We start from the raw sequence: 12,799 nt of genomic DNA, 5'->3' as shown, positions 1-12,799 counted from the left end.
CCCCACGAGTTGCGTTCCGGGCCTGGTAGATCGAGGGTGGCCGCAGTTTGTGATACGGAGGAAGGGGGCAGGCTCGGGCTCACGCCGGAGCCATACAGCATGACCATTCACAAAGAAGAGGACACGACCAGGACCGCACTCGAAGATCCCGGGGCGGCGACCACGACGGCGGACGACACCCAGCCGATCGACCGCTGGGTCTTCGGGATCGCCGCCGGGCTGGTCGTCGCGTTCCTCATCTGGGGCTTCGCGTCGGTGGACTCGCTGAGCGCCGTGTCCTCGGCGGTGCTCTCCGGCCTGATGACCGTCGGTGGGTGGGCATTCGTGCTCGTGGCCAGCGGGTTCGTCGTGTTCACGCTGTGGGTCGCCTTCAGCAGCTACGGCAAGATCCCGCTGGGGGGCGACGACGAGGGGCCGGAGTTCCGCACGGTCTCCTGGGTCGCGATGATGTTCAGCGCCGGCATGGGCATCGGGCTGATGTTCTACGGCGTGGGCGAGCCGCTCTCGCACTTCGCCAGCCCGCCGCCGGGCACCGTCGCGGCCGGCACGCCGGAGGCACTCGACGTCGCGATGGCCACCACGCTCTTCCACTGGACGCTGCACCCGTGGGCGATCTACGCGGTGGTCGGGCTGGCGATCGCGTACAGCACGTTCCGCCGGGGCCGCCGGTCGCTGATCAGCTCGGCTTTCGCGCCCCTGCTGGGCGAGCGGCACACCGAAGGGCTGTTCGGCCGGGCCGTCGACATCCTCGCGATCTTCGCAACCCTGTTCGGGTCGGCGGCCTCGCTCGGGCTCGGCGCCCTGCAGATCGGCGCCGGCCTGCAGGCGAACGGGTTGCCGGAGGTCCCGCTCGCCCTGCTGATGGGCATCATCGCCGTCCTCACGATCGCGTTCGTCGCCTCCGCGGTGTCCGGGGTCGCCAAGGGCATCCAGTGGCTGTCGAACATCAACATGGTGCTGGCCGGGATCCTGGCGCTCTTCGTGTTCGTCGCCGGGCCCACCATCCTCATCCTCAACCTGCTCCCCACCGCCATCGGCGACTACTTCGGCAACCTGGCCCAGATGGCCGCGCGCACCGCGGCCACCGGCGGCGACGCCACCGCGGAGTGGCTGTCCGGCTGGACGGTCTTCTACTGGGCGTGGTGGATCTCCTGGACGCCGTTCGTCGGGATGTTCATCGCCCGGATCAGCCGGGGCCGCACCATCAAGCAGTTCGTCGTCGGGGTTCTGCTCATCCCGAGCCTGGTGAGCCTGATCTGGTTCGCGATCTTCGGGGGCGCCGCGATCCAACTGCAGCGCAGCGGCACCGACCTCGCGTCGCAGAGCGTCGAGGGACAGCTGTTCGGGCTGCTGCACTCGATGCCGCTCGGTGTGTTGCTCAGCATCGTGGCGATGCTGCTCGTCGCGATCTTCTTCGTGTCCGGCGCCGACGCGGCGTCCGTGGTCACCGGCACGCTCTCGTCGCGCGGCTCGATCTCGCCCACTCGCTGGGTCGTGATCTTCTGGGGCGTGGTGATGGGCGCGATCGCCGCGATCATGCTCGCCATCGGGGCGCAGGCCGGCGGCGAGGAGGAGGACGCCGCCCTCGCCGGGATCCGGGACATCACCATCATCTCGGCGGCGCCGTTCGCGCTCGTCATGGTCGCGCTGTGCATCGCGCTGGCGAAGGACCTGCACCAGGACCCGCTGATGCGTCGCGACCGGCGGGCGGTGGCGGCCGTCGAGCAGGCCGTCGACCACGGCACGAAGACGTACGGCGACGAGTTCGTGGTGTCCGTCAAGCCGCATCCGGACACCACGAACGGCACGGCCAAGTCGGAGGGCGGAGACGAGAAGGCCTAGATCGTTTCCAGCACCACCTTCCCGGTCACGCGCCGCTCGTCGATGGTCGCGAGTGCCTCGGCGGCGCGCTCGAGCGGGAAGGTGGTGCTGATGACGGGGTCGAGCGCACCGGAACGCAGGTGGGGTTCCAGCTCGGCCCACTGCTCCTGCAGGTAGCCGGGGCGCCGGGACGCGTAGGCACCCCACCCGACGCCCACCACGTCGATGTTGTTGAGCAGCAGGCGGTTGACCTTCACGGTGGGGATCTCGCCCGCGGTGAAGCCGACCACGAGCAGTCGCCCCTCGGGCGCGAGGCAGCGCAGCGAGTCCGTGAAGCGGTCCCCTCCCACCGGGTCCACCACGAGGTCCACGCCCGCACCGCCGGTCAGGCCCTTCACGGCGTCCTTGAACCCGTCGGCCAGCACGGCCTCGTGCGCGCCCGCGGCCCGGGCCACCTCGGCCTTGTCCGCCGTCGACGCCACGGCGATCACCCGGGCGCCGAGCGCCGCGGCGAGCTGGGTCACCGCTGTGCCCACCCCACCGGCAGCACCCTGCACGAGCACGGTCTGATCCGCACGCAGGTGCCCCCGCACGAGGAGGGCGAAGTGGGCGGTGAGGTAGTTCATCGGCAGGCAGGCACCGGCGGGGAACCCGATCGCGTCCGGCAGCGGCAGCACGTTGTCCGCCGGCGCGGCGACCACGTCGGCGAACGCACCCGTGTTCGCGAACGCGGCCACCCGGTCGCCGGCCCGCAGCGGGGAGCCCTCCGGCACCTCCCGCACGACACCGGCCACCTCGGACCCGAGCGTGAACGGCAGCTCCGGCTTGTACTGGTAGAGCCCCTTGGACTGGAGGACGTCCGGGAAGTTCACCCCGACCGCCTTCACGTCGACGAGCACCTGGTCGGCCTGCCGCTTCGGCTCCGGCACGTCACGCACCTCGACCGCCGCCGGACCGTCCAACCGCACCACCTGCACCGCGCGCACCCAAGACCCCTTTTCTCGACCGTCCGTTGCCGGAGCCATCCTCGCGCGTCCGGCCTCGGCACGCTCCAGGAAGAGTTGTCTGCCCGGAAAGGGTTGGTGGAGGCGATGAGCCGCTACACCGCGAACGTCACCCGGGACGGGCGATTCTGGCTGATCCACGTACCCCGAGATCGACCGCGATACCCAGGCCCGGCATCTGCGTGAGATCACCACCATGTCGAGCGACCTGATCGTCGTCATGACCGGCGAAGACCCCCGCCGCAGTCGAACTCGATCTGGACATCCGGCGCCCGGCCGGCGTCGACGAGCACCTGGCCCGCGCGGCCAGGCTGCGAGAGGAGTCACAGCGCGCCCAGGCCGCCGCGGCCGCTGAGCTCCGCCAAGCGGCCCGCGAGCTGAAGGACACCGGAATGCCGCTGCGCGCCATCGGACAGCTGCTCGACATCTCGTACCAGCGAGCACACCAGCTCGTCAGCTAGCCACCGCGTCAGATTCGCCCCTTGACCGGGTCGCCGGCCGGCAGCGGCGCCATCGTCACGACGGCCGAGGGCCCTTCGAGGAGCCCGTCGATGGCCCTACGGAGTCGCTTGACCGGCTCACCCACGGAATGCGCGGTGAGCAGCTCCTGCGACTCCCATTTCTCGAGGAGCACCAGCGTGCCGTCCGCGGCGTCGTGCAGCGCGTAGAGCAGGCAACCCTCCTCCGCGTGGACGTCGGGGAGCGCGCCCTCGATGGCTGCCCGGGCGTCCTCGCGGCGACCGGGCAGCGGGCGGAAAACCGCGGTGACGACGACTGCGGTGGCGACGACTGCTTCTGGCACGTGTCCTCCTGTTGGTGTCCCGAACCGGAACACTAGATCCGTTCGGTGCTCGACCGCTCCAGGAACTCTGCGGGAACCCGGATCCGCCTGGGGGCCGGCGGGAGCTTCTGCCGCATCCGGGCGTGCACGAGATCGACCGAGTGCAGGGCGAGCATGTCGATCGGCCGGCTGCCGGCGGTGAGCGCGGGCCGGATGAGCTCGGTCCACGGCCGCCCTGCGCGGCATCGCCACCGGCGCGGCGAAGGGCTTCTACGACGACGTGCTCGACGGCGAGGGCGGCTACACGGTCTGGGGAAAGCTGATCTCGGCCGGGCCTCGGTCGAGCGGCGGGCTCTGCCGATCGCGCTCGCGCACCACGTCGAGCTGGGGTGCGACATCCCGAAGGGTTCGATCGTCACCTGGGACGACGTGCGGCTCGGCAACGGGTTCGGCCAGGTGCTCGGGGCTCAGGCGGGAGACGGAGCGGCTGCTCGAGCAGCCCGAGGCGCCGTCGTCGTAGCGCCCTGCCAGCATGACGCCCGACCCGAGGGGGACGCCATGGAACTCGTCACGCTGGACCTGCCGCTGCCCGGGCAGATGCGCGGCCGCTGGGCGGCCTTCGCCGCCGTGTGCGCGGCCCGCGGCTGGGGGCGCGGCTGCCACGCCGACGGCCGGGTCTGGCACTTCGACGACGGCGGCGGCAACTGGGCCGACCTGCACCACGTCGGCGCCGGGCGCGCCGTCCTCGTGGGCCACGACCACGAGTACTCCGACACCTACTTCGCGGCGGCCGCGGAGTACTTCCAGGAACCGGAGACGGACCTGCTGGCCGGCGCCCCCGGATGGTGGGCTCCCCCGGCACGCGCGGCGATGGACCGCGGCTTCTGGGTCGGGTTCGTGTACGGCTTCGACGCCGGCGTCTGGCGGCGCGCCGGGTACGAGGCGTCCGACGGGTTCACCTCCGTCGGCCTTCCCGCCGTCGACGACGAGCAGTGCCGCGAGCTCGTGGTCGAGTTCAGCCAGGAAGCGCCCGGCCTGGCCGGCCGGGAGCCCGACCCCCGTGCCGTCGACGCGCTCATCGCCGCCGATGCCGAGGTCACCGAGGCGCACGTGACAGCCGTGATCGGTCCTACCGGCTGGGACCCGGCCGCCGGTGCCGCCGCCGCCCGGGAGTTCCGGCGGGTGTGATCAGGCGGGCACGCCGTCGTCGTAGGTCACGGCACGCGGTGTGGTGGTGAGCTCCTCGACCAGGGCGGTGAGCTTGCGGTCCATGCGCTGCTGGACCCGTTCGAGGCCATCCAGCTCGCGGGCGAGGTCGACGGCCAGGTCCGGGCTCCCGACGCCCTCGAGGGCCCTCGCGAGCTCGGCGCCCACCCCCTCGATCCGCACTCGGCAGCGGTCCGAGGCCTGGACGTGGGCGAGCAGTCTGGCGCGTTGGTCGGCGTCGACTGTGTCCGGCACGGACGCCACGAGCTGCTGCAGCCGGTGCGGATGCATGGCGGTCCCCCCTTCACGTGACGGGCATCACCGACGACGGTAGATGCGGACTCTCCGGCTGGGAAGGCCCCGCCGCTACGGTGTGGCCCGTGACGGCGTGGGTGGACACCGGCCGGTTCGTTCGCGAGTTCGTGCGCGACCCCCTGCACACGGCGTCGGTGGCGCCGAGCTCGCCGGCCCTCGCCGCGGCGATGGTCCGGGCGATCCCGGCGGTAGGTACACCGGTCGTCGTCGAGCTCGGGCCGGGCACCGGGGCGTTCACCCGGGCGATCCAGGAGCGCACCGGCGGGCGCGCGCGGCATGTCGCCGTGGAGCTGAACGCGCGGTGGGCGCAACTGCTCGCCGACCGCCACCCCGAGGTCGACGTCGTGCAGGCCGACGCCCGCGAGCTGCCCCGCCTGCTCGCCGATCGCGGCATCACGGCGGTCGACGCCGTCGTCAGCGGGCTGCCGTGGGTGGCCTACTCCCCCGGCCCGGACGGCCGCGGGCTGCACGCCGTGATCACCGAGGTGCTCGCGCCGACCGGCGTATTCACGCAGTTCGGCTACACGTGGACGCGCTGGGCCCCGCCGGCCCGGCGCCAGCTCGCCGACCTGCGGGCCCACTTCGCGCAGGTCACCACGAGCCGCGCGGTCTGGCGCAACCTCCCGCCCGCGATCGTCCACGAAGCCCGCCGACCCACCCCTGTCGAGGCATGATGTTCACCGGCGCCCATGTGATCCTCCACAGCCGCGACGCGGAGGCCGACCGCGCGTTCCTCCGCGACACGCTCGCCTTCCCCCACGTCGACGCCGGCGACGGCTGGCTCATCTTCAAGCTCCCGCCTGCGGAGGTCGCCGTGCACCCGACCGACGCGGAACCGACGCACGAGCTGTACCTGATGTGCGACGACATCGAGCAGGTGCTGGGCGACTGCGCGGCGAACGGCGTCGAGATCGTGGACACGGTGACCGACCAGGGGTGGGGCCGCCTCGCGTCGATCAGGCTGCCGAGCGGTACCCCGTTGTCGATCTACGAACCCCGCCACCCCGTCGCCCACGATCTCTGATCACAACTCGGGTGCCGCCGGCGCGGAGCCGTGCGACGGCCCGCCCCGCAGCGGTATCGCGAGCAGCACGCCCAGCACCGTGATCAGCGCTGTGACCAGGAAGATGTCGCTGTAGGACGACGCAAGCGCGTCCAGCTGGGTGCGCTGCACGACGGCGTACATGCCGAGGATGTCGACGCCGTCGCCGCCCGGGGGCCCGAGGGCGGGCAGGGTGGTGGTGCCGGCCGGCAGCAGCACGGCGCGGTCCGCGATGGCCTGAGTCTGTTGCGCCGAGGCCAGCGCGGTCAGGATGGCCAGTCCCATCGCGCCCGCCACCTGCCGGGCGACGTTGTTGAGCGCGCTGCCCTCGTTCACCTTCTCCGTCGGGAGGCTCGCGATCCCCGCGGTCATCACCGGCATCATCGCCAGCCCCATGCCCGCGGCCCGCACGCACGTCCACAGGACCACGTCGCCGTGCGTCATGTCGGGGTTGATGCCGCAGAGCAGATAGGTGCCGTAGGCGGAGATCCCGAAGCCGGCCACCGCGAGCGGGCGCGGCCCGATCCTGTCGTAGAGCCGGCCGGCGATCGGCATCAGCACGGCCACCACCAGCGCCTGCGGCAGGATGCGCAGCCCCGCCTCGAACGCCGTGAGCCCCTGCCCCTGCTGGAGGAACACCGGAACGTAGAACAGCACCGAGAAGAGCCCGATGGTCAGGATGGACAGCAGCAGCAGCGAGTTCGTGAACGCCCAGTTCCGGAACACCCGCACGTCCAGCAGCGGGTGCGCCACCTCCAGCTCGATCACCACGAACGTCGCCAGGCTGAGCAGCCCGAACATGAGCAGCATCAGCACCGGGTAGGACGTCCAGCCCCAGTCCTCGCCCTGTTGGAAGGCCAGCAGGACGGCGAAGAGGGCGAATCCGATCGTGAGGAACCCGAGCAGGTCGAACGGGCGGCGCGGCCCGCGCCCGGAGTCCGGCAGCAGCAGGTACGCGGCCACCGCGCCGAGGATGCCGACCGGCACGTTGATGTAGAAGATCAGCCGCCAGTCGGTGTGCTCGACCAGGTAGCCGCCGAGGACCGGGCCGATCGCCGGGGCGAACACGATGCCCAGCCCGTACATGCCCATCGCGATGCCGATCTTCTCGCGCGGCACGATCTGGTACACCATCGTCAACGTGACCACCGGCAGGATGCCGCCCGGCACCGCCTGCAGCACCCGGAACGCGATGAGGCTGCCCAGGCTCCACGCGAGGCCGCACAGCGCGGAGCCCAGCGAGAAGCCGATCAGGGTGACCAGGTAGGTCCGCGTCAGCCCGAAGCGGTCGCCGAGCCAACTGCTCAGTGGGACCACGACACCCAGCGTGAGCGTGTAGGCGGTGGCGATCCACAGGACGTCCTCCGTGGTGGTGCCGAGATCGTCCTGGATGGCCGGGATGGCGACGTTCACGATCGTCACGTCCAGCACGGACATGAACATCCCGACGATCAGGACCAGCAGGGAGACCACCCACGACGCGGCCGGGCGCTGCTCGTCGTCCTTCGCGGGAGGCTCGAGGGGTGCGGGTGCGGGGGCCGCTGCCTCCGGCTCGCTCGTGCGGTCCGTGGAGGTCGTCCGCGTCATGGCGCAATCGTGACATAGAGAACCAGTGGTTCTCTAGTAGGAAATTCAGGTTTGCTTGAAAAAGTGCCGCCCGCGCGGGCGGTAGAGTCCTGCCGATGGCAGTTGCCAGCGCGGCGGCCGAGGCGCAGGCCGATCACCGCAAGGGACCCCGGCGCCGGGGCGACGCCCTGCACGCCGCCATCTACGAGGCCACCCTCGCCGAGCTCGGGGACGTCAGCTACGCCGAGCTGAGCATGAAGAGCGTCGCGCGCCGGGCCCGGGCGAGCACGGCGTCCCTCTACCGCCGCTGGTCCAGTCGCGCCGAGCTCGTGGTCGACGCGATGCGCACCCGGGCCCCGGTGGTACTGGAGGTTCCCGACACCGGCACCGTCCGGGGCGACGTGCTCGGCTTCCTGCGCCGGGTCGCCGACGTGCTGAACGGGCCGGCCGGCGAGGCCGTCCGCGGCCTGATGATCGAGGCGATGGGCGATCCGGAGCTGCGGGCCGTCATCCGGGCGCGGTTCGTCGAGCCGGCGACCGGGTGCATGCTCGAGGCGCTCCGCCGCGGTGTGGTCCGGGGCGAGGTCCGCCCCGCCGCGCTCACCCCGGTGGTGGCGGGCGCAGCCATCGCCGTCCTCCGCGAGCAGTTCCTCCTGGGCGACCGGTCGCTCCAGGAGGCTTTCCTGGTGGAGGTCGTGGACACGGTCGTCGTGCCGCTCACGCGGCCCCCAGGAGCTCCCGAGCAACCCCGGCCGTAGCGCGGACTATCAGAGCGAGGCTGTTGCCTCGACGATGGACAACCGACACCCGAGAACAAGCGCGCTGAGCGAGATGTGATCAGCGGATCCGGGACATGAGCCGCGCGTCGAGGGTGTTGCCGAACTGGGGCCGCGCTGCCCAGGCTTGATCAGCGCATGCGGTTCTCAGGCCGCGCCCGTGCGGCTCTGTGACCGCACTCGACGATCACGGTCGCCGCGGCATGGACGCCGGGGCGTTCAGCGGAACGCAGCACCCCGGCCGCCGGACGCGCCGAGCGGTACCTCACGGTCGCGGCGACCGCGCTGGCGTGCCGCCCGGGCCGAGCATGCGCTACGAGTCGCACCTCAGCCTGGCCGCGGCCGCAGCGGGGTGCTGGCCGCATCGATCACGGGTCGCACCGCTGTGCGGCGCGGGCGATCCTCCCGGGGATCCGCTCCGGCGGGCGCGCCGCACCCCGGCCGGCCGCTGCGTGCCCAATCTCCGTCGCCGGCCTCGCGTGTGTTCGGCACGGTCCGTCGATTCCTTCGGCCTGGGTGGGTCGCTGGGTCGGCTGCACCACCGGATCCTGGGGTCGCGTTGGCGGCCGTCCCCTACCTGTGGGCCCGCCGGTTCTGGACGAGACCGTTCCTGCCGGGTGCGCACGGACCATCCGGTGGTCCCGCCCCCACCCGCTCCACGGCCTCGGCGAGAGTCCGGGTGCGGAACCGGGCCCGACTCGCTACGACACCCCACCCGCGACGCCCGATCGGTGGAACGGTCGCACCGACCACCCACGCCGACCGCGGCGGGATCGGGCTCACATCGCCACGATTCGACGAACACCCTCCATCCGCGGCTCCTGCCACGATCGTGGTGACCGAGGCGGCCGGCTGGGCGTCGAGCCGTAGGCCCGAGTTGTTCAGGCGCTCCTGGTGTCCCGGACCGGAAGTCCGGTCCGGGACACTAGAGGTGGGGCTGCACCAGCTCGACGTAGCGGCGGGCCATGGTGGCGACCACCTGGTCGCCGGGGGCCGCCCATACGTCGGCGTGGAAGATCTCCACCTCGACGTCGCCGGTGTACCCGGCCGCGGCGACGGCGCGGGTGAAGGCCGGGAAGTCGACGTGCCCGTCGCCCATCATCCCGCGGGCGAGCAGGGAGTCGGCCGGGAGCGGCGTGATCCAGTCGCACACCTGGTACGACACGATCCGCTCCCCCGCCCGGACGATCTGGTCGTGCACGCCCGGCTCCCACCACAGGTGGAAGGTGTCGACCACCACGCCGACCTCGTGCGGCGCGAACGCCTCGGCGATGTCGAGGGCCTGCGCGAGCGTGGAGACCACCCCGCGGTCGGCCGCGTAGATCGGGTTCATCGGCTCGATGCCCAGCGTCACGCCGCGCTCCACCGCGGCCGGCACGAGCGCGGCGATCGCCTCGGCGGCCCGGGTGCGGGCGCCCGCGAGGTCCTTGTCGCCCGGCGGCAGCCCGCCCGGGACGAGCACGAGCGCCGACGTCCCGAGTGCGGCGGCCTCGTCGAGGGCTCGCAGGTTGTCCTCGTGCGCCGCGGCGCGCTCGGCCGGGCCGGACGCGGTGAAGAAGCCGCCCCGGCACAACGAGGAGACGCGCAGCCCGGCGGCGTCCACGAGGCGGCGGGCCGCGTCGACTCCGACCTCGGCCACCGGCTCACGCCACAGCCCGATCGCCGGGAGTCCCGCGGCAGCCGCCCCGTCGACCGCCTCGCGGAGGTTCCAGTTCGCGGTGGTGCGCTGGTTGAGCGAGAGCCGGGCCAGCCGCGGATCGCCGGGGCCGGGGGTGCCGACCCGGCCCGGGAGCCCGCTGGGGACGTCGAGGACGCTCATCGCTCGGCCTCGCTGCGCTCGGCCGGCGCTTCGCGTAGGCGCTGTGACATTGATTCGCTCGCAAGCTCGCTCATTGCACCGCCCCGGCCACGCCGAGCAGGCCGCGCAGCTTCGCGGCCGCCGCCTCCGGGTCCGGGAACAGCCGCGCCTCGTTGGCCAGCGCGAACACCTCGGAAAGGTGCACCACCGACCGCGCGGACTGCAGCCCACCGACCATCGTGAAGCCCGGCTGGTGCCCGCAGAGCCAGGACAGGAACGCGATGCCGGTCTTGTAGTAGAAGGTCGGCGCCTCGAACACCTTCCGCGACAGCGGGAGCGTCGGCGCGAACTCGGCGTCGTAGCGCTCCCGGTCGCCCTCGTCGAGCGCCGCCAGCGCGGCCGACGCGGCCGGGGCGACCGCCGCGAACGCACCGAGCAGCGCGTCGGAGTGGTGGGTTCCGTCGCCGCGGATCAGCTCCGGGTAGTGGAAGTCGTCGCCGGTGTAGAGGCGCACGCCCTCGGGCAGCTCGGCGCGCAGCCCGACCTCGTGCTCCGCGGAGAGCAGCGAGACCTTCACACCGTCCACCTTGTTCGCGTGCGCCTCGATGAGCTGCACGAACGTCGCGGTCGCCGACGCGACGTCCGCCGAGCCCCAGTAGCCGGCGAGCTGCGGGTCGAACGCCTCGCCGAGCCAGTGCAGGATCACCGGCTCGCGCACCTGCCGCAACAGCGCCTCGTAGACGCGCAGGTAGTCGTCCGGCCCCGCGGCCACGGCCGCGAGCTGCCGGGACGCCATGAGGATCACCTGTGCCCCGGTGCCCTCGACGTACCCGACCTGCTCGGTGTAGGCGGCCAGCACGTCGTCGACGCTCGTCAGGTCGGTGCGGTGGTCGGTGCCGGCGCCCGCCGCGATCCGGGCACCGTGCTCACGGGCCTGCTCGGCGCTGCGGCGCACCAGCTCCTGCACGGCAGGCCAGTCCAGCCCCATGTTGCGCTGCGCCGTGTCCATGGCCTCCGCGACCCCGAGGCCGTAGGAGAACAGGTGGCGGCGGAACGCCAGCGTCGAGTCCCAGTCGACGGCGGCGGGTGCGCCGGGCACGTTCTCGCCCCACGGGTCGCCCACGACGTGCGCGGCCGCGAACGCCACCCGAGTGCGGTAGGGCTCGGGGTGGGGCGCCCACTCGCGGGGCGCGGCGAGCGGGACGGAGCGCCACCCCCCACCGGCGACAGGAAGGTCGATGCGGAGATCGACGGCGGTCACCGCGCGCCTCCCCCGACTTGCAGCATGGTGGCCATACTCCGGTTGAACCGGAGTATGGCCACCATGCTGCGGTTCACCGGGAGCTGTGCGTGGGTCATCGCGTCGCCTTCAGTTCCACGCGGACGCCTTCCCTCGATGACCTCAGCGCCGCGTCCACCAGCCTCAGGCCGCGGACGCCGCTCGCGAAGTCGTACGGGTGCTGGCGGCCGGCGTCTACGTCGAGCAGGTACTGCTCCCACTGGGCGCGGAAGCCGTTGCCGAGCTCCTGGTTGTCCGGCACCTGCTCCCACTGGCCCCGGAAGTCCTGGTCGGTGGGCACGTCCGGGTTCCACACCGGCATGGGCGTGCGGACGCGGTGCTGGATGCGGCAGCCGAAGAGGCCCGCGACGGCCGAGCCGTGGGTGCCGTCGACCTGGAACTCCACGAGCTCCTTGCGGTCCACCCGCACCGCCCACGACGAGTTGATCTGGGCGACGACGCCGCCGGCCAGCTCGAAGATCCCGTACGCGGCGTCGTCGGCGGTGGCCTCGTAGGGCTCGCCCTTCTCGTCCCACCGCTGCGGGATGTGCGTGACGGCCCTGGTCATCACGGCCTCGACGCCACCGAACAGGTGCTCGAGCACGTAGTTCCAGTGGCAGTACATGTCGAGGACGATGCCGCCGCCGTCCTCGGCCCGGTAGTTCCAGCTGGGGCGCTGGGCGGGCAGCATGTCGCCCTCGAAGACCCAGTAGCCGAACTCGCCGCGCACCGACAGGATCCGCCCGAAGAACCCGGAGTCGATCAGCCGCTTCAGCTTGATCAGCCCGGGGAGGTAGATCTTGTCGTGCACCACGCCGTCGACGATGCCGGCGGCGCGGGCGGCCGCCACCAGCTCCTCGCCCTCGGCCACCGACTCCGCGATCGGCTTCTCGGTGAAGATGTGCTTCCCCGCGGCGATCGCGCGCAGGATCGTCTTCTTGCGCTCGCTGGTGACGAGGGAGTCGAAGTAGACGGGGGCGTCGTCCTCCAGCGCGGCGTCGAGGTCGGTGTGCAGGGTCTCGATGTCGTGCTTGCGGGCGATCTCGGTGAGCTTCTCGCGGTCGCGGCCGACGATCACGGGCTCGACCTGCAGGCGCGTGCCGTCGGGGCGCAGCACACCGCCGTCGTCGCGGATCGCGAGGACGGACCGCACGAGGTGCTGGCGGTACCCCATCCTCCCGGTCACGCCGTTCATGACGATGCGCATGCGC

13 protein-coding genes are annotated in these 12,799 nt (G+C 72.1%); 5 read left to right on the top strand and 8 right to left on the bottom strand.

Features of this window, described 5'->3' with window-relative positions; translation table 11 throughout:
• Positions 1–99: 99 nt before the first annotated feature.
• A complete protein-coding gene (locus ACU436_RS16200) occupies positions 100–1,842 on the top strand; it encodes a BCCT family transporter (RefSeq protein WP_459026064.1) in 1,743 nt (580 codons plus the stop codon).
• On the opposite strand, the gene ACU436_RS16195 is transcribed toward ACU436_RS16200, so the two are convergent.
• From ACU436_RS16195 to ACU436_RS16185, 3 genes are all read right to left on the bottom strand, one after another.
• Positions 1,839–2,807 (bottom strand): NADPH:quinone oxidoreductase family protein, encoded by a 969-nt coding sequence (locus ACU436_RS16195; RefSeq protein WP_459026062.1) that lies wholly within the window; start codon positions 2,805–2,807, stop codon positions 1,839–1,841. The two genes, ACU436_RS16200 and ACU436_RS16195, sit on opposite strands and share 4 nt — an antisense overlap.
• Positions 2,808–3,294: 487 nt before the next feature.
• Positions 3,295–3,627 carry a putative quinol monooxygenase gene (locus ACU436_RS16190; protein ID WP_459026060.1) on the bottom strand — a complete coding sequence of 111 codons (333 nt, stop codon included), beginning with the start codon at positions 3,625–3,627 and terminating at the stop codon, positions 3,295–3,297.
• Positions 3,628–3,906: 279 nt separating this feature from the next.
• Positions 3,907–4,140: a hypothetical protein gene (locus ACU436_RS16185; protein ID WP_459026058.1), complete on the bottom strand. Its 234-nt coding sequence runs from the start codon at positions 4,138–4,140 to the stop codon at positions 3,907–3,909.
• Positions 4,141–4,164: 24 nt separating this feature from the next.
• Between ACU436_RS16185 and ACU436_RS16180 the strand changes: the two genes are divergently transcribed.
• Positions 4,165–4,794, top strand: a complete 630-nt coding sequence (locus tag ACU436_RS16180; protein WP_459026056.1) for a proteophosphoglycan 5 — start codon at positions 4,165–4,167, stop codon at positions 4,792–4,794.
• Here ACU436_RS16180 and ACU436_RS16175 read toward each other — a convergent pair whose 3' ends face one another.
• The gene (locus ACU436_RS16175; RefSeq protein ID WP_459026054.1) at positions 4,795–5,103 is read right to left on the bottom strand and encodes a hypothetical protein; all 309 of its coding nucleotides are present in this window, start codon (positions 5,101–5,103) and stop codon (positions 4,795–4,797) included.
• 89 nt (positions 5,104–5,192) lie between these two features.
• Between ACU436_RS16175 and ACU436_RS16170 the strand changes: the two genes are divergently transcribed.
• Both ACU436_RS16170 and ACU436_RS16165 read left to right on the top strand, forming a co-directional pair.
• On the top strand, positions 5,193–5,801 hold the full coding sequence (locus ACU436_RS16170) for a class I SAM-dependent methyltransferase (protein ID WP_459026053.1): 609 nt from the start codon (positions 5,193–5,195) through the stop codon (positions 5,799–5,801).
• The gene (locus ACU436_RS16165) at positions 5,798–6,151 is read left to right on the top strand and encodes a VOC family protein (protein ID WP_459026051.1); all 354 of its coding nucleotides are present in this window, start codon (positions 5,798–5,800) and stop codon (positions 6,149–6,151) included. Before ACU436_RS16170 ends, ACU436_RS16165 begins: the two co-directional genes overlap by 4 nt.
• Here the strand turns inward: ACU436_RS16165 and ACU436_RS16160 are convergent, their stop codons facing one another.
• On the bottom strand, positions 6,152–7,756 hold the full coding sequence (locus tag ACU436_RS16160; protein ID WP_459026050.1) for a DHA2 family efflux MFS transporter permease subunit: 1,605 nt from the start codon (positions 7,754–7,756) through the stop codon (positions 6,152–6,154).
• Positions 7,757–7,851: 95 nt separating this feature from the next.
• Between ACU436_RS16160 and ACU436_RS16155 the strand changes: the two genes are divergently transcribed.
• On the top strand, positions 7,852–8,493 hold the full coding sequence (locus ACU436_RS16155; protein WP_459026048.1) for a TetR/AcrR family transcriptional regulator: 642 nt from the start codon (positions 7,852–7,854) through the stop codon (positions 8,491–8,493).
• A 943-nt stretch (positions 8,494–9,436) separates the two neighbouring features.
• On the opposite strand, the gene ACU436_RS16150 is transcribed toward ACU436_RS16155, so the two are convergent.
• The 3 genes from ACU436_RS16150 to ACU436_RS16140 all read right to left on the bottom strand — a co-directional run bounded on the left by ACU436_RS16150 (position 9,437) and on the right by ACU436_RS16140 (position 12,795).
• A complete protein-coding gene (locus ACU436_RS16150) occupies positions 9,437–10,330 on the bottom strand; it encodes a sugar phosphate isomerase/epimerase family protein (protein WP_459026046.1) in 894 nt (297 codons plus the stop codon).
• Positions 10,331–10,400: 70 nt separating this feature from the next.
• The gene (locus tag ACU436_RS16145; RefSeq protein WP_459026044.1) at positions 10,401–11,570 is read right to left on the bottom strand and encodes a dihydrodipicolinate synthase family protein; all 1,170 of its coding nucleotides are present in this window, start codon (positions 11,568–11,570) and stop codon (positions 10,401–10,403) included.
• A 94-nt stretch (positions 11,571–11,664) separates the two neighbouring features.
• Positions 11,665–12,795 (bottom strand): Gfo/Idh/MocA family protein, encoded by a 1,131-nt coding sequence (locus ACU436_RS16140; RefSeq protein ID WP_459026042.1) that lies wholly within the window; start codon positions 12,793–12,795, stop codon positions 11,665–11,667.
• Between the last annotated feature and the right edge of the window lie 4 nt (positions 12,796–12,799).

It is taken from the genome of Pseudonocardia wallangbongensis (assembly GCF_054486945.1).
Note: the sequence above shows the minus strand (reverse complement) of the source record. Positions and strands in the feature narration are given on the sequence as shown.